Source organism: Streptomyces sp. NPDC049915 (assembly GCF_040656475.1).
In the GTDB taxonomy this organism is placed as follows: domain Bacteria; phylum Actinomycetota; class Actinomycetes; order Streptomycetales; family Streptomycetaceae; genus Streptomyces.
The window spans coordinates 112,850-136,837 of the sequence record NZ_JBFAMH010000019.1; the positions used below are offsets into that span (position 1 = coordinate 112,850).

Sequence of the window (23,988 nt, forward strand, 5' to 3'; positions counted from 1 at the left end):
ATAGGGATACCCCTGTACCGGGGCGGGTGGTGTGTCCGGATTCGACTGCGGATCGCACCACCCGCCGGCGTGGCGTGACGAGAAGTCAGCCATTCAACGAAGCCGCTGCGGTGGCTGAAAATCGCCCTTAGCTCACAGCTGTCACACGGGGTTGTAGGTCCGCTCGACCTTCTGCGTGCCGCTGCGGGTGCGGTACGAGCGCACCCAGGTGGAGGTCGCGTCCGGATCGGTGCGGTCGGACAGCACGTAGTAGTCCATCTGCGCCCGGTCGGCGGTGAGGTCCAGTACGCCGTAGCCGTGCCGGTCGGTGTCGACCCAGTGGACGTGCCGGTTCGCGGCCCGGATCACCGGCGAGGTGATCGCGGAGATCGTGCCCTCGGGCGCCTTGACGATGTCGTCGAGGTTGTCGGACGTCACCGAGGTGACCACGAACTCCGTGGCGGCCGACGGGGAGAGCGGGTACGTACCGGCGTCCACCGGCACGTCGTTGGCCCACGCCATGTGGATGTCGCCGGTCAGGAAGACGGTGTTGCGGATGGCGTTGGCGCGCAGATGGGCCAGCAGCTCACGGCGGTCGTCGGTGTAGCCGTCCCACTGGTCGGTGTTGAGGGCGATGCCCTCCTGCGGGAGCCCAAGCAGCTTGGCCAGCGGCTTCAGCAGATCCGCGGAGAGCGAGCCGATCGCGAACGGCGAGATCATGACCGAGTTGCCGACCAGCCGCCAGGTGGTGTCCGAGGACTTCAATCCGGCCTTGAGCCAGTCCAGTTGCGCGCGGCCGGTGAGCGTGCGGTCCGGGTCGTCCACCGAACCGGAGGCCGTGGACGCCTGCTGGGAGCGGAAGGAGCGCAGGTCCAGCAGGGACAGGTCGGCGAGCTTGCCGAAGCGCAGCCTGCGGTAGGTGGTGCCGGCCAGCGCCGGACGCACCGGCATCCACTCGAAGTACGCCTGCTTGGCGGCGGCCTGGCGCGCGGCCCAGGTGCCCTCGGCACCCTCGGTGTGGTTGACCGCGCCGCCCGACCAGGCGTTGTCGGCGAACTCGTGGTCGTCCCAGATCGCCACGACCGGCGCCCGCAGATGCAGCGCCTGCAGATCGGGGTCGGTCTTGTACGTCGCGTGCCGGATCCGGTAGTCGGCGAGGGTGAGGATCTCGTGCGCGGGCGCGTGCGGCCGCACGACGGTGCCGCGGGCCGCGTACTCGCCCGACCTGTACTCGTAGATGTAGTCGCCCAGGTGCAGCCAGGCGTCCAGGTCGGAGCGGGCCGCGAGATGGCGGTACGCCGCGAAGTGACCGGCCTCCCAGTTGGCGCAGGAGACCACGCCGAAGCGCAGGTTGGCCACGGCGGTGTCGGCGGCCGGCGTGGTGCGGGTGCGGGCCACGGGGGAGTCCGTGCCGCCGGCGGAGAAGCGGAACCAGTAGTCGGTGGCCGGCTTCAGGCCGCGGACGTCGGCCTTGACGGTGTGGTCACTGGCGGCGGTCGCGGTGAGCGAGCCCTGGGCGACGACGTTGGTCAGCGCCCGGTCCGTGGCGACGACCCACGCCACTTCGGTGTCCGGGCCCACGCCCGAGCCCGGTATCGCCTCCGGGACGGGCGTCACCCGGGTCCACAGCAGGATGCCGTCGGGCAGCGGGTCGCCGGAGGCCACGCCGTGCAGGAAGGCGGGGGCGGCGGACGCGGCCCGGGCGGGCAGGGCGGCGGTGAGCGGGCCGGCCAGGACAGCCGTCGCCGCCGCGGCCTTGACGACCGTACGGCGGCGAGGGGTGAAGGAGGTCGCCTCGGGGGCGAGATCGGAATCGGCTCTGTATCGACTGGTCACGACCGATCAGGTTACTGATCGGTATGCGCGTCAGCGGGCGAACCGGCAAAAGTTCGCCCGCTGTTGGGTGCGCGGTCGGATCAGCGCCCAGGGCGTCGGACCCGCCCGGGGAACCGGGTCAGCCCTTGATCGCCTTGTCGATCGCCGTGTTGAACTCGTCCACCGACATGGGCGCGTTCTTGCCGTCCGCGCCGGTGACCTTCTTGCCGTCCATGACGAGGGTCGGGGTGCCCTGGAAGCCGTACTTCTGGCCGTCCGTGTCGAACTTCTCGCTCATCACCAGGGCCCACTTGTCGTAGGTCCCGTCCTTGACGGCCTTCTCGAACGCGGCGTTGTTCTTCAGCGCGCCGACCGTGTCCGCCACCTTCAGCAGGTAGGCGTCGTCCTTGAACTTGTCGTCCTGCTCGTCGGGGTGGTACTTCGCCGAGTACAGCGCGGCCTTGTACTCGACGAACGCCTCGGGGCTGACGTTCAGCGCCGCGCCGAGCGCGCTGAGGGCGTTGCGGGAGCCCTCACCGGGGATGTTCGTGTCGATGAAGGTGGCGCCGACGAACTGGATCTTGAACTTGCCCTCGTCGACGTCCTTCTTCACCGTCTGGCCCACCGTCTGCTCGAAGGCCGCGCAGACCGGGCAGCGCGGGTCCTCGTACATCGCGAGGGTCTTCTTGGCGCTGCTCTTGCCGATCACGACGGTGGTGCCGTCCGTGCCGGTGGTGTGGGCCGGCTTGACGAGCTTCTGGTCCTTGACGGCCTCCCAGTGCCCCGGCTTGTTGGCCTGGACGACCGCGTAACCTATGCCGCCGGCCGCCGCGAGGACGGCGACGACCGACAGCGCGACGATGACCTGCCGCTTGACCTTGGCCCGCTTGGCCTCGCGCTCGCGCTCGGCCCGCAGCCGCTCGCGCGCCGCCGTCTTCGCCGCCTGGGTGTTCCGCTTGCTCATGGTGATGATCTCCGTGGAGGACACGCGCACCGTGGTGCGCGGGATGGGGAAGGGGGACTGCCGGGCTCGGGCGTTCGTCCGTCGTGCGCGTTCGGGCACGAACGGTCAGGCGAACGCCGGTGAACGGGGCGGTCCGCGCCGTCCCAGGGAGTGCGCGAGCAGCGGGCCGCGGAGCGCGGCCGTACGGCGGACGGGGCGCGGCAGCCGGCGGGCCGGGCCGGCCGGCCGGACGGCCACCGCGGCGACGGCCAGCAGCAGCGGCCGGAAGGAGGTCGCGGCCACCGCCCGCACCAGCTGCGTCAGTGCCCGCTCGCCCCGGCGCAGCCAGGCGGCGGCGAGCAGACCGACGCTCACGTGCGCGGCGAGCAGCAGCCAGGCGGTCGCCGGGTCGGCGTGGGAGAGCAGGGCCGGGAGCCGGTCGGTGTCGGTGCCGGTCATCCGGGCCAGCGGGGTGCCGACGGCGCGGTTGCCGCACAGCACGTCCCAGCCCACCGAGCGCAGCGGGCCGGCGACCGGGCCGCCCGCCGCGCCGTAGCAGAGGTGCTGCCCCGTGGTGAACAGGGTGTCCGCGGCCAGCTCCAGCGGGATCAGCAGCGCGGCGATCCGGCCGAAGCCCCGCTCGCGGCCCGCCAGGGCGTAGGCGAGCGCGAACACGGCCACCGCGACCGCGGCGACCGTGTTGGCGGGCAGCGGGACCCGGGACAGCAGCACGTGCGACGCGGCGCTGACCGTCACGACCAGTGCCGTGAACAGCGCCGCGCGGAGCGCTCTGAGGTGGGTCCCGGATATGTCCATAGCGAGTCAAGAGTGTGGCACGAGCTCCGGTAAGGGAACCCTAAAGGGTCCCTGTGAGAGCTCACACCGTCATCGTGCGGCTCACAGCCCCGGAATGCGGCCGTTGCGGAACAGGTCGAGGAAGATCTGGTGGTCGGCACGCGCGCGTGCCCCGTAGGTGTGCGCGAAGTCGACCAGCAGCGGTGCGAAGCCCTCCTCGTCGGCGGCGATCGCCGCGTCGATGGCCCGCTCGGTGGAGAACGGCACCAGCGACTCGCCCGAGGTGTCGTCGGCCGCCGCGTGCATGGTGGCCGTCGCCCGGCCGAGGTCGGCGACGACGCCCGCGATCTCCTCCGGGTCGTCGATGTCGCCCCAGTCCAGGTCGACCGCGTACGGCGACACCTCGGCGACCAGCTGACCGGCGCCGTCCAGCTCGGTCCAGCCCAGCCACGGGTCCGCGTGCGCCTGCAGGGCGCGCTGCGAGATCACCGTGCGGTGGCCCTCGTGCTGGAAGTAGTCGCGGATCGACCGGTCCGTGATGTGCCGGGAGACGGCCGGGGTCTGGGCCTGCTTGATGTAGATCACGACGTCGTTCTCCAGGGCGTCGCTGTGCCCCTCCAGCAGGATGTTGTACGACGGCAGGCCGGCCGAGCCGATGCCGATCCCGCGGCGGCCGACGACGTCCTTGACGCGGTAGGAGTCCGGGCGGGTCAGCGAGGTCTCCGGCAGCGTCTCCAGATAGCCGTCGAAGGCGGCCAGCACCTTGTAGCGGGTGGCCGCGTCCAGCTCGATGGCGCCGCCGCCGGGGGCGAAGCGGCGCTCGAAGTCGCGGATCTCCGTCATCGAGTCCAGCAGCCCGAACCGGGTCAGCGAGCGGGCGTCACGCAGCGCGTCCAGCAGCGGGCCCTGGGCGGTGTCCAGCGTGAACGGCGGCACCTCGTCGCTCTTGGCTCCGGTCGCCAGGGCATGGATCCGCTCGCGGTAGGCGCCCGCGTAGATCCGCACCAGTTCCGTAATCTGCTCGTCGCTGAGCGCCTTCGCGTACCCGACGAGCGCGATGGAGGCGGAGAAGCGCTTCAGGTCCCAGGTGAAGGGGCCGACGTAGGCCTCGTCGAAGTCGTTGACGTTGAAGATCAGCCGGCCGGTGGAGTCCATGTACGTGCCGAAGTTCTCCGCGTGCAGATCGCCGTGGATCCACACGCGTGAGGTGCGGTCGTCCAGGAACGGGCCGCCCCGCTTGTCCTCGTCCACATCGTGGTAGAAGAGGCACGCCGTACCCCGGTAGAACGCGAACGCCGAGGCCGCCATCTTGCGGAACTTCACCCGGAACGCGGCCGGGTCGGCGGCCAGGAGCTCGCCGAAGGCGGTGTCGAAGACGGTGAGAATCTCCTCACCGCGCTGCTCGTCGCTGAGCTGGGGTACCGACATCGCGGGGTGCCTCCTGGTGCAGGTGGTGCAGTGGGTGTACGAAGCGTCTTCGCCGCTTCCAACGGATGAAGGTACGCCGTAGTGCCCGCCCGTCACCCGGCCTCCACCCCTCATCGTGGCGCTGCGCGCCGCCGCAATCATGTCCGCTGTCAGTCCTGCGGCATAGACTTCGACGCTGAATCCACAATCGTCCGCCCATCCGTCGCCGACCGTTTCCGCTGGAGGCCACACAGTGTCGAAGCCGCCGTTCACGCACCTGCACGTCCACACCCAGTACTCGCTGCTGGACGGTGCCGCGCGGCTGAAGGACATGTTCAACGCGTGCAACGAGATGGGCATGACGCACATCGCCATGTCCGACCACGGCAACCTGCACGGCGCGTACGACTTCTTCCACACTGCGGAGAAGGCCGGAATCACCCCGATCATCGGGATCGAGGCGTATGTCGCCCCTGAGTCCCGGCGCAACAAGCGCAAGATCCAGTGGGGACAGCCGCACCAGAAGAGGGACGACGTCTCGGGTTCGGGTGGTTACACCCACAAGACGATGTGGGCGGTGAACAGCACCGGCCTGCACAACCTCTTCCGGCTCTCCTCCGACGCCTACGCCGAGGGCTGGCTGCAGAAGTGGCCCCGGATGGACAAGGAGACCATCGCCCAGTGGTCCGAGGGCATCGTCGCCTCCACCGGCTGCCCCTCCGGCGAGGTGCAGACCCGGCTGCGCCTCGGCCACTTCGACGAGGCCCTCAAGGCCGCGGCCGACTACCAGGACATCTTCGGCAAGGACAAGTACTTCCTGGAGCTGATGGACCACGGCATCGAGATCGAGCGCCGGGTCCGCGACGGCCTGCTGGAGATCGGCAAGAAGCTCGGCATCCCCCCGCTGGTCACCAACGACTCGCACTACACCTACGCCCACGAGGCGCAGGCGCACGACGCCCTGCTGTGCATCCAGACCGGCAAGAACCTCTCCGACCCCGACCGCTTCAAGTTCGACGGCACCGGCTACTACCTGAAGTCCACGGACGAGATGTACGCCATCGACTCCTCGGACGCCTGGCAGGAAGGCTGCGCCAACACGCTCCTGGTCGCCGAGATGGTCGACACCACGGGCATGTTCGAAAAGCGCGACCTGATGCCCAAGTTCGACATCCCGGACGGCTACACCGAGGTCACCTGGTTCCAGGAGGAGGTCCGCCGCGGGATGGAGCGCCGCTTCCCCGGCGGCGTCCCGGAGGACCGCCAGAAGCAGGCCGAGTACGAGATGGACGTCATCATCTCGATGGGCTTCCCGGGCTACTTCCTCGTGGTCGCCGACTTCATCATGTGGGCGAAGAAGCAGGGCATCGCCGTCGGCCCCGGCCGAGGATCGGCGGCCGGCTCGATCGTCGCCTACGCCATGGGCATCACCGACCTCGACCCGATCCCGCACGGCCTGATCTTCGAGCGGTTCCTCAACCCCGAGCGCATCTCCATGCCCGATGTCGACATCGACTTCGACGAGCGCCGGCGCGTCGAGGTGATCCGGTACGTGACCGAGAAGTACGGCGCCGACAAGGTCGCCATGATCGGCACCTACGGCACCATCAAGGCCAAGAACGCGATCAAGGACTCCGCGCGCGTGCTGGGCTACCCGTACGCCATGGGCGACCGCATCACCAAGGCGATGCCCGCCGACGTCCTCGGCAAGGGCATCCCGCTGTCCGGCATCACCGACCCCGGCCACCCCCGCTACAGCGAGGCCGGCGAGGTCCGTGGGATGTACGAGAACGAACCGGATGTGAAGAAGGTCATCGACACCGCACGCGGTGTGGAGGGCCTGGTGCGGCAGATGGGCGTGCACGCGGCCGGCGTGATCATGTCCAGCGAGCCCATCGTCGACCACGTCCCGGTCTGGGTGCGGCACACCGACGGCGTCACCATCACCCAGTGGGACTACCCGAGCTGTGAGTCGCTCGGCCTGCTGAAGATGGACTTCCTGGGCCTGCGCAACCTCACGATCATGGACGACGCCGTCAAGATGGTGAAGGCGAACAAGGGGATCGACATCGATCTCCTCAGCCTCCCGCTCGACGACCCCACGACCTTCGAGCTGCTGCAGCGCGGCGACACCCTCGGCGTCTTCCAGTTCGACGGCGGCCCCATGCGCTCGCTGCTGCGGCTGATGAAGCCCGACAACTTCGAAGACATCTCCGCCGTCTCGGCCCTGTACCGCCCGGGCCCGATGGGCATGAACTCCCACACGAACTACGCGCTGCGCAAGAACGGCCAGCAGGAGATCACGCCGATCCACCCCGAGCTGGAAGCGCCGCTCAAGGAGGTCCTGGACGTCACCTACGGCCTGATCGTGTACCAGGAGCAGGTGCAGAAGGCCGCCCAGATCATCGCCGGCTACTCGCTCGGCGAGGCCGACATCCTCCGTCGCGTGATGGGCAAGAAGAAGCCCGACGAGCTGGCGAAGAACTTCACCATCTTCCAGGCCGGTGCCCGCAAGAACGGCTACAGCGACGAGGCGATCCAGGCGCTGTGGGACGTGCTGGTGCCCTTCGCCGGCTACGCCTTCAACAAGGCGCACTCCGCCGCGTACGGCCTGGTGTCCTACTGGACCGCCTACCTGAAGGCGAACCATCCCGCTGAGTACATGGCCGCGCTGCTGACCTCCGTCAAGGACGACAAGGACAAGTCGGCCGTCTACCTCAACGAGTGCCGCCGCATGGGCATCAAGGTGCTCCCGCCGAACGTCAACGAGTCCGAGGCGAACTTCGCCGCGCAGGGCGACGACGTGATCCTCTTCGGCCTGTCCGCCGTGCGCAACGTCGGCACCAACGTCGTCGAGTCGATCATCAAGTGCCGCAAGACCAAGGGGAAGTACGCCTCCTTCCCGGACTACCTCGACAAGGTCGATGCGGTCGTCTGCAACAAGCGCACCACCGAGTCGCTGATCAAGGCCGGCGCCTTCGACGAGATGGGCCACACCCGCAAGGGCCTGACGGCGCAGTACGAGCCGATGATCGACAACGTGGTCGCGGTCAAGCGCAAGGAGGCCGAGGGACAGTTCGACCTCTTCGGCGGGATGGGCGAGGAGACGTCCAGCGAGCCCGGCTTCGGACTCGACGTGCAGTTCACGGACGAGGAGTGGGACAAGACCTACCTCCTCGCCCAGGAGCGGGAGATGCTCGGTCTGTACGTCTCCGACCACCCGCTGTTCGGCCTGGAGCACATCCTGTCCGACAAGGCCGACGCGGGCATCTCCCAGCTCACCGGCGGCGAGCACGCGGACGGCGCGGTCGTGACGATCGGCGGCATCATCTCCGGCCTGCAGCGCAAGATGACCAAGCAGGGCAACGCCTGGGCGATCGCCACCGTGGAGGACCTCGCGGGCTCCATCGAGTGCATGTTCTTCCCGGCCACCTACCAGCTGGTGTCCACCCAACTGGTCGAGGACGCCGTCGTGTTCGTCAAGGGACGGCTCGACAAGCGGGAGGACGTGCCGCGTCTGGTCGCCATGGAGCTGATGGTCCCGGACCTGTCCAACGCGGGAACCAACGCGCCGGTGGTCCTCACCATCCCCGCCACCAGGGTCACTCCGCCCATGGTCAGCCGGCTCGGCGAGATCCTCAGCCACCACAAGGGCGACAGCGAGGTCCGGATCAGGCTCCAGGGCCCGACCAGGACGACCGTGCTGCGCCTGGACCGGCACCGGGTCAAGCCCGACCCGGCCCTGTTCGGCGACCTGAAGGTGCTGCTGGGCCCGTCCTGCCTGGCGGGCTGACCGGCGAAGCGCAGGAGGGGCGCACCCGGTACCGGGTGCGCCCCTCGTCATTGCCTGGATCGCAAGGGACCCGTCACGCGTGTTCAGTTGTGGCCGAAGCTGCGCTTCCGCTTGCGGGTGGCGACGTCACCGGGGGTCGCCTCCACCTCGGGCTGCGACTCGGTGTCCATCGCCGGCTGCCGGGTCGCCTGCTGACCACGCTCGGTCGGACGCTGCTTACGATCACGGTTCTTGTTCTTGGCCATGGTGATGCCTCCTGTGGGGGATCTAGGGGCCAGGGCCGCGACCAGATTCACATAGACTGACAACAAGCGCATATCGGACAATTACCGTGTGTGACAAGGGCTCTGGAGCCGCACCGCACCGAAACGCCACGCCGAAGATCGAGTTCCGGCCGTTAACCTCCGCCCGGTCGGGCAGACTCGAAGGAAGCCCGAAGTGAACCTCCCGGGAAGAGGGTGAGTCGCGTGGACCGCTGCATCGTCCTGGTGGACGCCGGGTACCTGCTGGGGGCCGCCGCCAGCCTCCTCGCAGGGGAGCCCTCCCGGTCCCGGATCGCCGTCGACCACGCCGCCCTCATTCAGGGCCTGCGCGAGCGCGCCGAGGCCGACACCCAGCAGCCGCTGCTGCGGATCTACTGGTTCGACGGCGCCCCCGACCGCGTCCCGCAGCCCGAACACCGCCGGCTGCGCGTCATGCCCCGCGTCACGGTCCGCCTGGGCGCCCTCACCCGCAGTGACGGCCGCTGGGCGCAGAAGGGCGTGGACGCCGCCATGCACGCCGAGCTGACCGAGCTGGCCCGCAACCGCGCCTGCTCCGACATCGTCCTCGTCACCGGTGACGGCGATCTGCTGCCGGGCATGATGTCCGCCAAGGAGCACGGCGTCGCCGTACACCTGTGGGCCGTGCAGGCCGCAGACGGCGACTACAACCAGTCCGAGGACCTGGTCGCCGAGGCCGACGAGCGGCGGGTGCTGGACCGCGTCTGGATCACCCGGGCCGTGCGCGCCAAGGAACTCACCGGCGTGTGCGCACCGCCGCCCGCGCCCCGCCCCGAGATCGCCGCGATCCTCTCCGCCCCCCTGCCCGAGTCCGGGCTCACCACAGCCGAGCGGCCCCCGCGCGAGGACGAACACCCCCCCGCGGCCGCCGGGCGCAACGGCTCGCAGGACCGCGTCCCCGGCGCCAAAGGCGTCCCGACCCCCAAGGACCTCGCCGAACTGCGCGCCGGCGCTCCCGCCGCCCCGCAGCAGCCCACGACGGCAACCCTGCGCTGGTCCTCCGACAAGGGCTGGGTCGACCGCCCCGGCACCCCCGCCGAGCCGCCCGAGGCCGCCGCCATGCCCACGCTCGCCCAGCTGACCACCGCCGAGCAGCGCTGGGCCGACCGCGAGGAGGACATCACCACCGTCGGCGGCGACCCCTACGAGGTGGGGCAGGTCTTCGCCCGCCGCTGGATCGCCCGCCTCGGCGACCCGGTCCACCTCCAGCGGCTGTCCGGCATGTACCCGCGCATCCCGCACCGCATCGACGGCGAGCTGCTGCGCTACGCCGCCCGCTTCGGCCTCCTCGCCCACAAGGACGACCAGATCGACGAGCACGACCGCTACGCCATCCGGGCGGGCTTCTGGAGAGAGATCGACGTCCCGACGACAGCGGAACCCGCCGCGGCGGGGGACTGAGCCGGTGGCGGTAAACCGCCCCAACGGCAAGTAAAGCCCCCCGACCCCGTAGTCTCGTCCTTTGTGAGTACGCGCACGGCACCATCGGAACGGCCCCTCGGTGAGGTCGTCTGTGCGGTGCGCGGACTGATCAAGACGTATCCGGCCGTGCGGGCCCGGCGCGGTGCCCCCGGCACGCCCGAGGTGCGCGCCACCGACGACGTACGGCTGGACATCCGGCGGGGCGAGATCTTCGGTCTGCTCGGGCCGAACGGCGCCGGCAAGTCCACCCTCGTCCGCCAGCTCACCGGGCTGATGCGCCCCGACGCGGGCAGCGTGGAGATCCTCGGGCACGACATCGTCCGCCACCCGGAGCGGGCCGCCCGCATCCTCGCCTACCTCGGCCAGGAGTCCACCGCTCTCGACGAGCTGACCGTGTCGCTGGCCGCCGAGACCACCGGACGGCTGCGCGGCCTGGACATCCGCCGGGCGCGCGCCGAGCGGGACTCCGTACTGGAGGAACTGGGCCTCACGCCGATCGCCGGACGCCCGCTGAAGAAGCTGTCCGGCGGCCAGCGCAGGCTCGCCTGTTTCGCCGCCGCGCTGGTCGGTGAACGGCCGCTGCTCGTCCTCGACGAACCCACCACCGGCATGGACCCCGTGGCCCGCCGCGCGGTGTGGTCCGCCGTCGACCGCCGCCGCGCCGAACGCGGCACGACCGTGCTGCTGGTCACCCACAACGTCATCGAGGCCGAGACCGTCCTCGACCGGGTCGCCGTGCTCGACCGGGGCCGGATCATCGCCTGCGACACACCCACCGGGCTCAAGGAGCAGGTCGCCGACGAGGTCCGGGTCGAACTGGTGTGGCGCGAGCGCGCCCCGCTGGACGTGCCGGAGGTCGCCGCGCTGCGCGACCGCGCCACCGAGTCCGGGCGCCGCTGGACGCTCCGGCTCGCGCCCGAGGAGGCCCGCGCGGCCGTCGCGACCGTCACCGGCGGTGCCGCCTTCGCGGCGCTGGACGACTTCACGCTCGCCACGCCCAGCCTGGAGGACGTCTACCTGGCCCTGGGCGGCGCCGCACGGCAGGGGCTGGTGAAGGCATGAGCCGGGCGAGTGCCGTACCGACAAGGAGCAGCTCCACGTGAGTGTCGTACCCGCCGAGAGTCTGTCGGGCAGCGCCCGGGGCGTGGCCCGGGCCGCCGCCCCGGCCCCGGCCGAGCTCGGGCCGCGCGCCCGGCTGTGGCCGTCGCTGGGCGCCGTCTACCGGGCGCAGCTGTCCCGGGCGCGGGTCGCGCGGATCCCGCTGCTGTTCGTGGCGACGTTCCAGTCCATCGGCATCCTGGTCATGATGCGCGGGGTGGTGGACGGCGGCAACGAGGCAGAGCCGGTCGTCGCCGGGTCCGCTGTGCTGGTCGTCGCGTTCGTCGCGCTCAACCTGCTCGCCCAGTACTTCGGGCAGCTGCGCGCGAGCGGCGGCCTCGACCACTACGCCACGCTGCCGGTACCGCCGGCCGCCGTGGTGCTGGGCGCGGCGGCCGCGTACGCGTCCTTCACGGTGCCGGGCACGGTGGTCACCGCCGTCTTCGGATGCGTGCTGTTCGGGCTGCCGCTGACCCACCTGTGGGTGCTGGCCGCCGTCATCCCGCTCGCCGGCGCCGCGCTGTCCGGTCTCGGCGCGGCCTGCGGCCTGCTCGCCCCGCGCCCGGAACTGGCCACGCTCCTGGGCCAGCTGGGCATGTCCGCGGCGCTGCTGCTGGGCGTGCTGCCGGCCGACCGGATGCCGGAGGTCGTACGGCTGGCCCGTGACCTGCTGCCGTCCACCTACGGCGTCGAGGCCCTCGCGCGGACCTTCGCGGCGAGCCCCGACTGGGCGTACGTGCTCGGTGACCTCGCCGTGTGCGCCGGGGTCGGGATGGCGTCGCTGGCCGTCGCCACCTGGGCGTACCGGCGGGCCGCCGTCCGGTGACGCGGCCCGCGGGCGCACCTGGCACGATGTGGGGGTGACCGCACCGCTGACACCGCCCTCCGGGCCGCACAACCACTCCTCGTACCCCTCCGACCAGGCCGGTCCGCCTGCCGCGGACGGATACGGGTATGTGACTCCTGCGCCGCAGGACGCCGTGTACGGACAGGACGGGCCCGGGATGAAGACGGAACTGCGTGAGGCCGCCGTGGTCACCGGGGCGGTGACGGTCGCGGGCCTGCTGTTCGGCGTGCTGTGGTGGTGGCTCGCCCCGCACGTGCCGCTGGTGGGCAGCGTCGTGGACCACAGCTGGGTCGTCTACCTCAAGGACAGCGAGGGCGAGCAGGCGATCGGCGTCGACGGAACGTTCACGCTGCTGGCGCTCGCGTTCGGCGTGCTCAGCGGGAGCATCGTCTTCCTGTGGCGACGGCGCGGGGGCGTGCCGCTGGTGGCCGGCCTGGGCGTCGGCGGCCTGCTCGCGTCGCTGCTGGCCTGGCGCCTGGGCGTATGGCTCGGCCCGGGATCCGACGTCATCGCCCACGCGAAGGCGGTGGGCGAGGGCGTCACGTTCTCCGCGCCGCTGAAACTGGGAGCGAAGGGCGCGCTGCTGGCGTGGCCGTTGGCGGCCCTACTGGTCCACCTCGGCCTCACAGCCCTCTTCGGCCCCCGAGACCCGGAGCCGCTGGGGGGTTACGGGGCGCCGCCGGCGTAGGTGCGTCTGTCCCGCGGGGGGCACTGGCCGGGGTGGGTGCGCTCGCTCACGACTGCCCGCAGCTCAGCCCAGACGAAGGCGCGCGCCACGGCGTTGCTGCACCCGCGTACGGCGGGAAGGGGACGGGGTGGGGGGTGTCCGCCCGCAGCGGCCGGCACCGGGCAGGGGCGCCCTCGTCGGAAACGGGCGGCCGGACCGAGGACGGACACCCCCCACCCCGGCCCCGACCCACAACGAACCGCAGGCGCTACGCACGCCACGACGCACCGCAACGGGCCGCCGCAGGCATCAAAGGGGCGCGGGGAACGGCGCGACCAGCCACAACGCACCCGCACAGGCACCCGCGACCAGCCACAACGCACCCGCACAGGCACCCGCGACCAGCCACAACGCACCCGCACAGGCACCCGCGACCAGCCACAACGCACCCGCAGACAAAAACCGGCCCAAGCGCCGCAAGGCATCAGTCCCGCAGCAGATCCGGCACCCCCACCCCATCCGCCTCGTCCCGCTCCGCCGAAACCACCGTCAACTGCTGCGTGGCCCGGGTCAGCGCGACGTACAGCACCCGCAACCCCGCCGGGCTCTCGTCGGCGATCTCCGCGGGCGAGACGACGACCGTCGCGTCGTACTCCAGGCCCTTGGCCTCCAGGCTGCCGAGGGCCACGACCCGGTCGCCCAGCCCGGCCAGCCACCGCCGGGCCTCCTCGCGGCGCTGCATCGCGACGACGACGCCGACCGTGCCGTCCACCGCGCCGAGCAGCCGCTCGGCCTCGGCCCGCACGGTCTTCTCCAGCGACTCCGCGACGACCGCGAACCGCGGCTGCACGCCGGTGGAGCGCACCGCCGACGGGGCCGTGGAGCCGGGCATGGCCAGCGCCAGCACCTTCGCGGCCAGCTCGGCGATCTCCGCCGGGTTGCGGTAGTTCACCGTGAGCTGGAAGCGGCGGCGCGGACGGGTGCCGAGGGCCTCGTCGCGGGCCGCGGCGGCCTCGTCGACGTCGGACCAGGAGGACTGGGCCGGGTCGCCGACGACCGTCCAGGTGGCGTGCCGGCCGCGGCGGCCGACCATGCGCCACTGCATGGGCGTGAGGTCCTGCGCCTCGTCGACGATCACATGGGCGTACTCGACGCGCTCGGCGGCCAGCCGCTCCGCGCGCTCGCGCTGCGACTCCTCCCGCACCGGCATCAGCTCTTCCAGACCGGTGAGGTGGTCCAGCGGGTCGAGCTCGCGTTTCTTCTTCGGGCGGACCGGGGCGCCGAGGATCGACTGCAACTCGTCCAGCAGCGCGATGTCGTGCACGGAGTACCCGTCGCGTCTGAGCGAGCGGGCGACCTTGCGGACCTCACCCGGGTTCAGGGCGCGGCGCGCCCAGCGCCCGAGCCGCTTCTCGTCGGCCATCGCCGCGAGGACGCCGCGCGGGGTCAGCTCGGGCCACCAGGCGTCCAGGAACTGCAGGAAGGAGTCCTCGGTGCTGACGTCGTCGTCGAAGGAGGAGCGCAGCTCGGCGGCCAGCTCGGGGTCGGTGTGCCGGCCCGCGGCACCGGACTGCTCCCACAGGGCGTCCAGCAGCAGCTTGCGGGCGCGCGGGCGCAGCAGGTTCACCGGGGCCGTACCGCCGAGGGCGTTGCGGCGGATCGCGTCGAGCTGCCCCGACTCGAGCTCCAGGCGCCGGCCGAAGGCGACGACGCGCAGCCGGGCCGGGGCGTCGGGCCCCTCCAGCGCGCCCCGGGCGGCCTTGCGCAGCACCTTCAGCATGCGGCTGGAGCCCTTGGCGCGGGCGGTGGCCGGGGAGTCGTACACCGTGGCCTCGGCCCCGTCGACCAGGGAGCCGATCGCGCGGATGGCGACCTGGCCCTCCTCGCCGAGCGAGGGCAGCACGCCCTCGGTGTAGGCGACGAGCAGCGGGGTCGGCGAGACGATCAGGATGCCGCCCGCGTAGCGGCGCCGGTCCTGGTAGAGCAGGTACGCGGCGCGGTGCAGCGCGACCGCCGTCTTGCCCGTGCCCGGCCCGCCCTCGACATACGTCACGGACGCGGCGGGCGCGCGGATCACCATGTCCTGCTCGGCCTGGATGGACGCCACGATGTCCCGCATGGTGTGGGTGCGGGCCTGCCCGAGCGCCGCCATCAGCGCGCCGTCGCCGATGACCGGCAGCTCGTGCCCGTCGAGGAACGCCGTCAGCTCCGGCCGCATGAGGTCGTCCTCGACGCCGAGGACCCGGCGGCCCTTGGAGCGGATGACCCGGCGCCGTACCACCCGCCCCGGGTCCACCGGCGTGGACCGGTAGAACGGCGCGGCGGCGGGCGCCCGCCAGTCGATGACCAGCGGCGCGTAGTCCTGGTCGAGAACGCCGATCCGGCCGATGTGCAGCGTCTCGGCGATGTCGGCGGTGTTGTCGGGCCGCACGGCGCCGTCGGCGGGCTCCACGGCGGTGTACGCGCCGTCGGGCCCCTTCTTGCCGTCCTTGCCGAGCAGCAGGTCGATCCGGCCGAAGAGGAAGTCCTCGAACTCGTTGTTCAGCCGGTTGAGGTGCACGCCGGCCCGGAAGACCTGCGCGTCCCGCTCGGCGAGCGCGCCGGGGGTGCCGACCTGGCCGCGCCGGGCCGCGTCGTTCATGAGGAACTCGGCCTCGTGGATCTTCTCCTCGAGCCGCCGGTACACCCGGTCCAGGTGTTCCTGTTCGACGGTGATCTCCCGGTCCCGAACCGAGTCGTGAACCGGTTCGACCGCGGATTGCTGTGCCTGAGCGGCCACCGGGCCCCCTTCTGACGTGCTGGGCAGCCGTCAACCGTACGCGAAGGAGGCCACGCGAGGCGAGGGGCAGCGCCTGTCGGCGCCGAGGAGCAAGGCGCGCCTCGCAGCCGCCGGCGGCTCACGCCTTGATCTGCACCAGTTTCTGCCCGTCGAACGTCATCACCTCGAAGTGGTCGATCTCGTTCGGTGCGAACGCCGCCCCACCCCCGATGTACAGCGGATTCTTCGCCTCCTCCGTCTTCGCGTTCGGGATCCCGTACCCCCACCCAGGGACCGACCACGAGGACACGGTCTCGCGCTCACCGTTCTTGCCGACGGCGATCAGGCTGCACTTCAGCGGACCCTTGACGTTCTTCAGTTCCAGGACCGCCTGCGTGCCCCAGTCCTTCTGCGCCATGCCGACGGTCCCGGTGACGTCGGTCGCCGCGTCGTGCGCCGTGACCTTGTCGCCCATCGTCGAGAACAGGGTCTTCGCGGGGCTCGCCGGCGCGGCCTGCGTCGTACCCCCGGAGTCCGAGCCGGTCGTGGCGACGGCGACCAGCGGACCTCCGACGATCAGCGCGGCTGCGGCGGCCACCATGTAGAAACCGCGGCGGCGCTTGGCGGCCCGCCGTTCGGCGATCTCGTCGACGAGCTTCTCGGCCAGCCGCGGGCTGGGCCGGGCCGACAGGGACTCGCCGATCACGGGCGTGCCGGCGCCGGGCAGGTCGGCGAGCGCGGACAGCATCGGTTCCATGCCGGCGAGTTCGTCGAGCTGCTGGGCGCACCATTCGCAGGTGGCGAGGTGGGCTTCGAAAGCGGTTGCTTCGGCGTCGTCGAGAATCCCCAGGGCGTAGGCGCCGACGGTCTCGTGTTCGTTCGGGCCCGGTGATCCCTGCATGGGTCCAGTGTTACCCGGGCCTTCCATGCCGAATCCTCGCATGTCCCCGTATCCGCTCATCACGCCGTCACCCCCCGCTCCTCCAGTGCCAGCTTCATGGACCGCAGGGCGTAGAAAACCCTTGAGCGGACGGTGCCGCTGGGGATGCCCAGCGTCTCGGCCGCCTCGTTGACGGTACGCCCTTTGAAGTACGTCTCGACGAGCACCTCCCGGTGGGCCGGGGTCAGGTCGTCGAGCGCGTCCGACAGCGTCATCAGCCACAGCGCTTTGTCGATCTCGTCCTCCGCGGGGATGACCTCCAGCGGCGACGGATCGACCTCCTGCGGCCGGGCCTGCCGGCTGCGGTGGCCGTCGATGACGATGCGACGTGCGACCGTCACCAGCCAGGGGCGTACCGAACCGGTCGCTCGATTGAGCTGGCCGGCGTTCTTCCAGGCACGGATGAGCGTCTCCTGCACCACGTCCTCGGCGCGCTGCCGGTCTCCGGCGACCAGGCGCAGCACGTAGGCGAGCAGGGGTCCGGCGTGCTCGCGATACAGGGCGCGCACCAGCTCCTCGTCGGGTTCCGACGGCTGGGAAGCGCGATGTCGGGCCCTCGATCCACGTTCATTGGCCACGACGGAATCCTTGCGCACGCCCACCTCCGGTGTCCGGGGCTTCCCCCCAGTCGGTCGCTCGACCACGGGTACGGAAGAGGGGCGTCCGATGTTCAATACGCGGGGACGATTTTCGCGGGGCGGGGTGACGAGGACGGACATGCACCCACATTCCCGCCCCGCCTTCTTTACATTTCCCCCACCGCGAGCAAGGTCGCCACTCGTTTCCCTACGGGAGCGTAGGTACACATGGTGTAACCGAGATCACTTCGGCGCTCCTCGAGCCGGCGTCGACGCACTTCGGGCGGACGGGGCGAAACGGGTGACCGTGGGGGCGCCGGGCTGGCGGGAGGCGACCCGGCGGCGGTGCCGGGCCACCCGCTCACGGTTGCCGCACACCTCGCTGGAGCACCAGCGGCGCCGGCGGCCCCGGGATGTGTCGAGGTAGACGATCGGGCAGTTGTCGCCCTCGCACTGGCGCAGCGCCGCCCGGGCGACGGGGTCGGTGAGCAGTTCCACGGCGTCCCGTGCGACCGCGGCCAGCAGGGCGGCACACTCCGGGACGTCCGCCAACTCCCGCACGAGCGTGCCGTCCTGGAGGCGTGCGGCGCGCGGGGCGGGTGGCGGGGTGCGGGCGGCGTCGTTGACGCGGGCGAGGGCGAGGTCGTACGGCAGGGGTCCGGGGGCGAGCCAGCCGCGCACCAACTGGCCCAGGTCTTCGCGCAGTTCGCGGAAGCCGCGCAGCCAGGTCGGGTCGGCGTGAGCCAGTGGAGTGCCCGACGGGACGAGGCCCGAGCCGGTGATCCAGGCGCACAGCACCTCGACGGAGCCGAGCCGTTCGACAGGGTGCGTCGTGGCGAGCAGGTCGAGACAGACCCGCCCGGCGTCGAAACGCAGTTCGTCCGGTGCCGTGGCCGTACCGAATGCCATGTCCCTGTCACCGCCTAGGGTCGCCCCGCGGAATCGCTCCCCTCCACAGTGCCTGCCCACCGGCACGCCGGGTAGCCCTCCGACCGCCTGGACGCCCGCGCATGCGCTCGCGCGCCTGAGCCATGTCCCGCGGCGACGCCCGCCGCTTGACTGAGGACATGGCTGATACGACGGACAACAGGACCCGGCCGACGGCCGCCGGGACGGTACTGGGCGCGGCCGCGGTCACCTCGGGACTGCTCGCCGGAGTCTTCCTCATCTTCGCCTGCGCGGTGATGCCGGCGCTGGCGCGCAGCGACGACCGCGTCTACGTCGAGGTGATGCGGGACATCGACGACGTCATCCAGAACCCGCTGTTCCTGCTGGTCTTCCTGGGCGCGCCGGCCCTGACGGCACTGGCCGCGTGGCAGCTGCGGCAGGCGCCGGGGCGTGGCCGGGTGTGGGCGGCGCTGGCCGCGTCCGCCCTCGCGTTCGCGGTGACGGTCGTCGTGAACGTCCCCCTGAACGACGCACTGGCCCGCCCCGGTGATCCGGCGGCGCTGCGTGAGCACTTCGAGGACCCGTGGGTGACGTGGAACGTGGTCAGGACGGTCCTGACCACACTGGCGACGATCTTCCTGACCGCCGCGCTCCCACGCGCCCGCCGACCGCTGCCGGTGGCTGCCGCCGACGTAGCCCGCCACCCGGCGTTGCGGTGACCGCGGCGGGCTGCCGCCGGCATCACGGTGACTGGGGGGCTGCCGCCCGGCGCCACGGTGACCGCGGGTGGCTGCCGCCCGGCGCCACGGTGACCGCGGGTGGCTGCTGCCCGGCGTCATGGTGACCGCGGCGGGCTGCCGGGCCCGGCGTCACGGTGAACGCGGGCGGCTGCCAGGCCCGGCGCACGGTGAACGCGGCGGGCTGCCGGGCCCGGCGTCACGGTGAACGCGGGCGGCTGCCAGGCCCGGCGTCACGGTGACCGGGGTGGCTGCGGCCCGGCGCCACGGTGACCGCGGGTGGCTGCCAGGCCCGGTGTCACGGTGACCGCGGGTGGCTGCCGCCCAGCATCACGGTGACCGCAGGGTGGAGGCCCGGCCCGGCGCGAGTCCCGCGGACGTGCCTCCGGTCGGCCCCGGCGCGCCCGCGGACGTGCTCCGCACCTCCCCGCCCGACGCGGGCGGAACGGCAGCCGCACCCCGGCCCCGGCGTGAGTCCCACATTCCTGGCCCCGCCCGCCCCAACCGCCGCGGGCCCGCATGCCCAACCCCGCGCGGCTCCCGCCCGCCGCGGGGCGCACAGACCGACCCGCCCCCACCCCACCCGGCGAGGCTCGCGCACTGACCTCCGCACCACCGCAGGCACGGCGCGAGGCCCGAAGACCTGCCCCCGCTCCCCCCGCCCAGGGCAGGAGCCCCACCCCCGCACCACCCCGGACACGGCACGGGACCACAGAGATACCCAGCGCGACCCCCGCCCGGTGCAGGACCGCAAACCCACCCCGCACCACGCCCACCCGGGCGCAGGGCCACAAACCCACCCCGCACCACCCCGCCCGGGCGCAGGACCACAGACCTACCCCCGACACCACCCCCACCCGGGCGCAGGCACACAGACCTACCCCACCCGGCGCAGGCCCACAGACGTCCCCCGAACCCCCGGAGGGCTACGCGTCCGCGTACTTCGCGTCGGCTGCTGGGTCCAGGGCGAGGCGGTAGCCGCGCTTGACCACCGTCTGGATCAGTTTGGGGGCGCCCAGGGCCGTGCGCAGGCGGGCCATCGCCGTCTCCACGGCGTGCTCGTCGCGGCCGGCACCCGGCAGAGCCCGCAGCAGGTCGGCGCGGGACACCACCCAGCCCGGCCGCCGGGACAGGGCCCGCAGCAGGGACATCCCGGCCGGCGGCACGGGCCGCAGCTCACCGTCGACCAGCACCGCGTGCCCGCGGATCTCCACCCGGTGCCCGGCGACGGGCAGCGAGCGGGCCCGGCCCGGCAGTTCCTGGCAGAGCAGCTGCACCAGCGGCCCGAGCCGGAAGCGCTCCGGCTGCACGGTCTCCACCCCTTGCGCCTGCAACGGCACCGCGGTGACCGGGCCGACGCAGGCGGGCAGCACGTCGTGCTGGAAGGCGGCCAGCAGTTCCGGCAGCAGCCCGCGCTCCTCCGCCCGGTTCAGCAGGGAGACCGCGGCGGGCGCGCTGGTGAAGGTGACGGCGTCCACCCCACGAGCCACAGCGGCGTCCAGCAGCCGGTCCAGGGGCGCGAGGTCGTCCGGCGGCATCCACCGGTACACCGGTACGCCCACCACCTCGGCCCCGCCCTCCCGCAGCGCCTCCACGAACCCGGGCAGCGGCTCCCCATGCAGCTGTACGGCAATACGGCGGCCGTCGACGCCCTCGGCGAGCAGCCGGTCGAGCACCTCGGCCATGGACTCGCTGGACGGCGACCAGTCCTCGGTGAGCCCCGCGGCACGCACCGCGCCCTTCACCTTCGGCCCGCGGGCCAGCAGCTCCACCGTCCGCAACCGCTCCAGCAGCTGCTCGCCGAGCCCCCATCCGTCGGCGGCCTCGACCCAGCCGCGGAACCCGATCGCGGTCGTGGCGACGACCACGTCCGGCGCCTGGCCGATCAGCTGCTTGGTCGCCGCCATCAGCTCACCGTCGTCGGCGAGCGGCACGATCCGCAGGGCGGGCGCGTGCACGACGGCTCCACCGCGCCGCTGGAGCAGCGCGGCCAGCTCGTCGGCGCGGCGCGCGGCCGTCACCCCCACGGTGAACCCGGCCAGGGGTCCGTGTTTTGGTCGCTGAAGCTGTTCGTCCATGGCTACTCGTCCCGCACTTCGGTAGTCGTCCCTTGCCGCCGGCATCCCTGGGCCCGGTGTACCTGCATGCCGACCGAGCCTGTCAACGGCGCGTGACAGGCTCGGTTCGGCTTGATGTCCACGGTGTTACCGATACCGCGTCACACCTCGGCGTATGTGAGCTGCGGCTTCGCCTCGGCGGCGACTCCGGCCCCGCTGCGCGCGGCCGTACGGCGAAGGTATACGGCCCATGTCACGGCGAAACAGACGCCGTAGTAGGCGAGGAAGGCGACGAACGCGCCCGTGCCGGAGCCGTAGGAGAGGAAGGACTGCCGGAAGGCGAGGTTGATGCCGACCCCGCCGAGGGCGCCGACGGCCCCGATGAGTCCCATGGACGCCCCGGACAGCCGCCGCCCGTAGGAGGCCGCCGCCTCGCCGGTGAGGCCCTTGGCCTGCGCCTTGGCCTGGAAGATGCCGGGGATCATCTTGAAGGTGGAGCCGTTGCCGAGCCCGGTGAGCACGAACAGGACCACGAACGCGCCGGTGAACAGCGCCAGCGACTTCTGCATCGAGGCGAAGATCAGCACGGCGGTCGCGGCGCCCATGGCGACGTAGTTGGCGAGGGTGATGCGCGCTCCGCCGTACCGGTCGGCGAGGCGGCCGCCGAGCGGGCGGATCAGGGAGCCGAGCAGCGGGCCGATGAACGTGACGTAGGCGGCCTCCAGCGGCGTACGCCCGAACTGGTTGGTGAGCACCTGCCCGAAGGCGAAGGAGTAGCCGATGAACGAGCCGAAGGTGCCGATGTAGAGCAGGGACATGATCCAGGTGTGGGCGTCCCGGGCTGCGTCCTTGGCGGCGCCGGTGTCGTTGCGGACGTTCTCCAGGTTGTCCATCTTCCACGCGGCGAGGCCGGCGGCGAGGACGATCAGCGGGATGTAGATCCCGAGCAGCACGCGCGGTCCGCCGCCCGCGCCGATGATGGCGAGGGTGACGAGCTGGATGACGGGCACGCCGATGTTGCCGCCGCCCGCGTTGAGCCCGAGGGCCCAGCCCTTCTTCCGCAGCGGGAAGAAGGCGTTGATGTTGGTCATGGAGGAGGCGAAGTTGCCGCCGCCGACACCGGCGAGGAGGCCGACCAGGAGGAAGGTGGAGAACGAGGTTCCCGGCTCCATGACGACGAACGCGGCGATGCTCGGCACGAGCAGCAGACCGGCGGAGATCACGGTCCAGTTCCGTCCGCCGAACAAGGCGACGGCGAAGGTGTAGGGCACCCGGACGACCGCGCCGACCAGCGTGACCATCGAGGTCAGCAGGAACTTGTCGGCGGGGGTCAGCCCGTACTGGGGCCCCATGAAGAGCACCAGCACGGACCACATGGTCCACACGGAGAAACCGATGTGCTCGGACAACACGGAGAACAGCAGGTTCCGGCGGGCGATCTTCTCTCCGGTCTGCTTCCAGAAGGTCTCGTCCTCCGGATCCCACTGCCGGATCCAGCGGCCGCCCCTGCCGGGGGCGGGAGCGGAGCTTGGGGCTGTCATGACGCCTCCACGGTGCGACGGGCTCGGTCCACGGCGGCCTTGCGGGTGGCCGGGTCCCGACGCTAGGGAGGGCGCGTTTCCGCGCTGTGGCTGTGGGTGACCGGGAGGGAACGTTGCTCTCACTCGGGGGCGGGGGCGGAGGTGAGGGCCTCGTCGCGGCGAAGGTCCCTGTGCCGTGGGTCTCCTCCCTGCCGCGAGCCGACGTCCCTGTGCGGGACCGTCGTCGCGGGCGCGGCAGGGAGGAGCCGCGGGAGCCGGATCAGGTGCGGTAGGCGTAGAAGTACGCGGTGGGGTAGGACGCGACCAGGCTGGCCACCGACCTGTTGTAGGTGTTGGTGGAGTGGTACGTCACATACGGCACGCCATAGCGGTCGCGGTAGGTGACGATCATCGAGTGGTCCTTGGACCCGTCCCGGTTGAAGTCCATCTGCAGGACGTCGCCGACGTCCAGCTGGTAGACGTTGGCGAGGCTGGTGACGCGCTTGGAGGACAGGGCGAACCAGGAGAACTCGTTGACGCCGACGAACGAGTCGGACTGGATGTCGGCGGTGCCGAACCACTTGTGCCAGTCGTAGGTGTAGCCGGGGACGTGCTTCCAGCCACCCGCCTTCAGGGACTGGCTGACGAAGTTGGTGCAGTCGCCGCCGGCCCCGTGCCCGTTGAAGTCCGGGTAGGCCGGGTTGTAGCTCTTCCAGTACTTGGCCGCGTACGCCGCCATGGCCTTGTAGTCGTAACCGGTGGCCGAGAAGTCCTTCGGCTTGGCCGGCCCGGACCAGCTGGTGCTCGCGCGGGTCGCCGAGGGCGGGCCGTCGTCGGCGGTGGCGGTGTTCGCCTTGGCGACGGACGGCGTGACGACCTGGTTCACGGCCAGGTAGCCGTCGTCCGTGTCGCGGATGCCGGTCAGCTGCCACACACCGTGACGGTCGGCCTGGAAGGTCAGCTCGTGATGGGCCTGGAATCCGGTGGTCTTCGGTTCCTTGCCCGTCTGCTTGCTGTAGGTCAGGCTCGTGGTCTCGGTGACCGCCACCTTGGCGCGCCGGCCGTGGACCTCGGTCGCGTCGAGCGTGACGCCGGTGCTGGCCGCGCTGTACTTCTCACCCAGCTGGGCGAGGCGGGACCTGCGGCCACGCAGCTGGTCGAGCGCGGAGTCCTGCTGGCGCGTCTGCCCTCCGGACATGCGCACGGATCCGGAGAACCCGGTCGTGTGCCGCGTCCCCGTGCTGCCCTTGCCGTCCACGAGCGCCTGCGTACGGTCGGTGAAGACCGCGTCGGCCAGCCGCTGGAAGGTGGCCTTGGTGGCTGCGTCGACCGTCGGGTCGTCGGTGACGGCCGCCCCCGCGCTCCAGTTGGGCAGCAGGGCCACGCCCGCCACGACCGAGGCAGCCGCGGCCGTGACTATGGTCGCGCGGCGCCGCTTACGGCTCAGTCTTCTCGATTTCAAT

At 71.6% G+C, this 23,988-nt stretch carries 18 protein-coding genes; 6 read left to right on the top strand and 12 right to left on the bottom strand.

All coding sequences use genetic code 11. The features are described from left to right. Window positions 1-141 precede the first annotated feature (141 nt). The 4 genes from AB0J12_RS27870 to AB0J12_RS27885 all read right to left on the bottom strand — a co-directional run bounded on the left by AB0J12_RS27870 (window position 142) and on the right by AB0J12_RS27885 (window position 4,960). On the bottom strand, window positions 142-1,815 hold the full coding sequence (locus tag AB0J12_RS27870) for an alkaline phosphatase D family protein (RefSeq protein ID WP_363267200.1): 1,674 nt from the start codon (window positions 1,813-1,815) through the stop codon (window positions 142-144). A gap of 118 nt (window positions 1,816-1,933) precedes the next feature. Next, window positions 1,934-2,758, bottom strand: coding sequence for a thioredoxin domain-containing protein (locus AB0J12_RS27875; protein WP_363267202.1), 825 nt, complete (start codon window positions 2,756-2,758; stop codon window positions 1,934-1,936). Window positions 2,759-2,863: 105 nt separating this feature from the next. Then, the gene (locus AB0J12_RS27880) at window positions 2,864-3,553 is read right to left on the bottom strand and encodes a hypothetical protein (RefSeq protein ID WP_363267203.1); all 690 of its coding nucleotides are present in this window, start codon (window positions 3,551-3,553) and stop codon (window positions 2,864-2,866) included. A gap of 81 nt (window positions 3,554-3,634) precedes the next feature. Then, window positions 3,635-4,960, bottom strand: a complete 1,326-nt coding sequence (locus tag AB0J12_RS27885; RefSeq protein WP_363267204.1) for a DUF2252 domain-containing protein — start codon at window positions 4,958-4,960, stop codon at window positions 3,635-3,637. 232 nt (window positions 4,961-5,192) lie between these two features. Here AB0J12_RS27885 and dnaE point away from each other — a divergent pair, with 232 nt between their 5' ends. Continuing rightward, window positions 5,193-8,732, top strand: coding sequence for a DNA polymerase III subunit alpha (gene dnaE / locus AB0J12_RS27890; protein WP_363267205.1), 3,540 nt, complete (start codon window positions 5,193-5,195; stop codon window positions 8,730-8,732). Window positions 8,733-8,815: 83 nt separating this feature from the next. On the opposite strand, the gene AB0J12_RS27895 is transcribed toward dnaE, so the two are convergent. Further along, window positions 8,816-8,977: a hypothetical protein gene (locus AB0J12_RS27895; RefSeq protein ID WP_363267206.1), complete on the bottom strand. Its 162-nt coding sequence runs from the start codon at window positions 8,975-8,977 to the stop codon at window positions 8,816-8,818. 222 nt (window positions 8,978-9,199) lie between these two features. Between AB0J12_RS27895 and AB0J12_RS27900 the strand changes: the two genes are divergently transcribed. The 4 genes from AB0J12_RS27900 (at window position 9,200) to AB0J12_RS27915 (ending at window position 13,068) form a co-directional block, all read left to right on the top strand. After that, window positions 9,200-10,414 (top strand): NYN domain-containing protein, encoded by a 1,215-nt coding sequence (locus AB0J12_RS27900; protein WP_363267208.1) that lies wholly within the window; start codon window positions 9,200-9,202, stop codon window positions 10,412-10,414. Between the two features lie 63 nt (window positions 10,415-10,477). Further along, window positions 10,478-11,497: an ABC transporter ATP-binding protein gene (locus AB0J12_RS27905; RefSeq protein WP_363267209.1), complete on the top strand. Its 1,020-nt coding sequence runs from the start codon at window positions 10,478-10,480 to the stop codon at window positions 11,495-11,497. 37 nt (window positions 11,498-11,534) lie between these two features. After that, window positions 11,535-12,359 carry an ABC transporter permease gene (locus AB0J12_RS27910; RefSeq protein ID WP_363267210.1) on the top strand — a complete coding sequence of 275 codons (825 nt, stop codon included), beginning with the start codon at window positions 11,535-11,537 and terminating at the stop codon, window positions 12,357-12,359. Window positions 12,360-12,393: 34 nt separating this feature from the next. Further along, the gene (locus AB0J12_RS27915) at window positions 12,394-13,068 is read left to right on the top strand and encodes an AAA family ATPase (RefSeq protein ID WP_363267211.1); all 675 of its coding nucleotides are present in this window, start codon (window positions 12,394-12,396) and stop codon (window positions 13,066-13,068) included. Between the two features lie 463 nt (window positions 13,069-13,531). Here AB0J12_RS27915 and AB0J12_RS27920 read toward each other — a convergent pair whose 3' ends face one another. The 4 genes from AB0J12_RS27920 to AB0J12_RS27935 all read right to left on the bottom strand — a co-directional run bounded on the left by AB0J12_RS27920 (window position 13,532) and on the right by AB0J12_RS27935 (window position 18,232). After that, on the bottom strand, window positions 13,532-15,826 hold the full coding sequence (locus AB0J12_RS27920; protein WP_363267212.1) for a UvrD-helicase domain-containing protein: 2,295 nt from the start codon (window positions 15,824-15,826) through the stop codon (window positions 13,532-13,534). Window positions 15,827-15,944: 118 nt separating this feature from the next. Beyond that, on the bottom strand, window positions 15,945-16,706 hold the full coding sequence (locus AB0J12_RS27925) for a zf-HC2 domain-containing protein (RefSeq protein ID WP_363267213.1): 762 nt from the start codon (window positions 16,704-16,706) through the stop codon (window positions 15,945-15,947). Window positions 16,707-16,765: 59 nt separating this feature from the next. After that, window positions 16,766-17,347 (bottom strand): sigma-70 family RNA polymerase sigma factor, encoded by a 582-nt coding sequence (locus AB0J12_RS27930; RefSeq protein ID WP_103784269.1) that lies wholly within the window; start codon window positions 17,345-17,347, stop codon window positions 16,766-16,768. A 219-nt stretch (window positions 17,348-17,566) separates the two neighbouring features. Further along, entirely contained in the window at window positions 17,567-18,232 is a 666-nt protein-coding gene (locus AB0J12_RS27935) for a CGNR zinc finger domain-containing protein (protein WP_363267214.1), read from the bottom strand. 158 nt (window positions 18,233-18,390) lie between these two features. On the opposite strand from AB0J12_RS27935, the gene AB0J12_RS27940 reads away from it, so the two are divergent. After that, the gene (locus AB0J12_RS27940) at window positions 18,391-18,930 is read left to right on the top strand and encodes an anthrone oxygenase family protein (protein ID WP_363267215.1); all 540 of its coding nucleotides are present in this window, start codon (window positions 18,391-18,393) and stop codon (window positions 18,928-18,930) included. Between the two features lie 944 nt (window positions 18,931-19,874). On the opposite strand, the gene AB0J12_RS27945 is transcribed toward AB0J12_RS27940, so the two are convergent. The 3 genes from AB0J12_RS27945 to AB0J12_RS27955 all read right to left on the bottom strand — a co-directional run bounded on the left by AB0J12_RS27945 (window position 19,875) and on the right by AB0J12_RS27955 (window position 23,945). Next, entirely contained in the window at window positions 19,875-21,026 is a 1,152-nt protein-coding gene (locus AB0J12_RS27945; RefSeq protein ID WP_363267216.1) for a uroporphyrinogen-III synthase, read from the bottom strand. 140 nt (window positions 21,027-21,166) lie between these two features. After that, a complete protein-coding gene (locus AB0J12_RS27950; protein WP_363267218.1) occupies window positions 21,167-22,546 on the bottom strand; it encodes a nitrate/nitrite transporter in 1,380 nt (459 codons plus the stop codon). Window positions 22,547-22,805: 259 nt separating this feature from the next. Next, window positions 22,806-23,945: an amidase domain-containing protein gene (locus AB0J12_RS27955; RefSeq protein ID WP_363267224.1), complete on the bottom strand. Its 1,140-nt coding sequence runs from the start codon at window positions 23,943-23,945 to the stop codon at window positions 22,806-22,808. Between the last annotated feature and the right edge of the window lie 43 nt (window positions 23,946-23,988).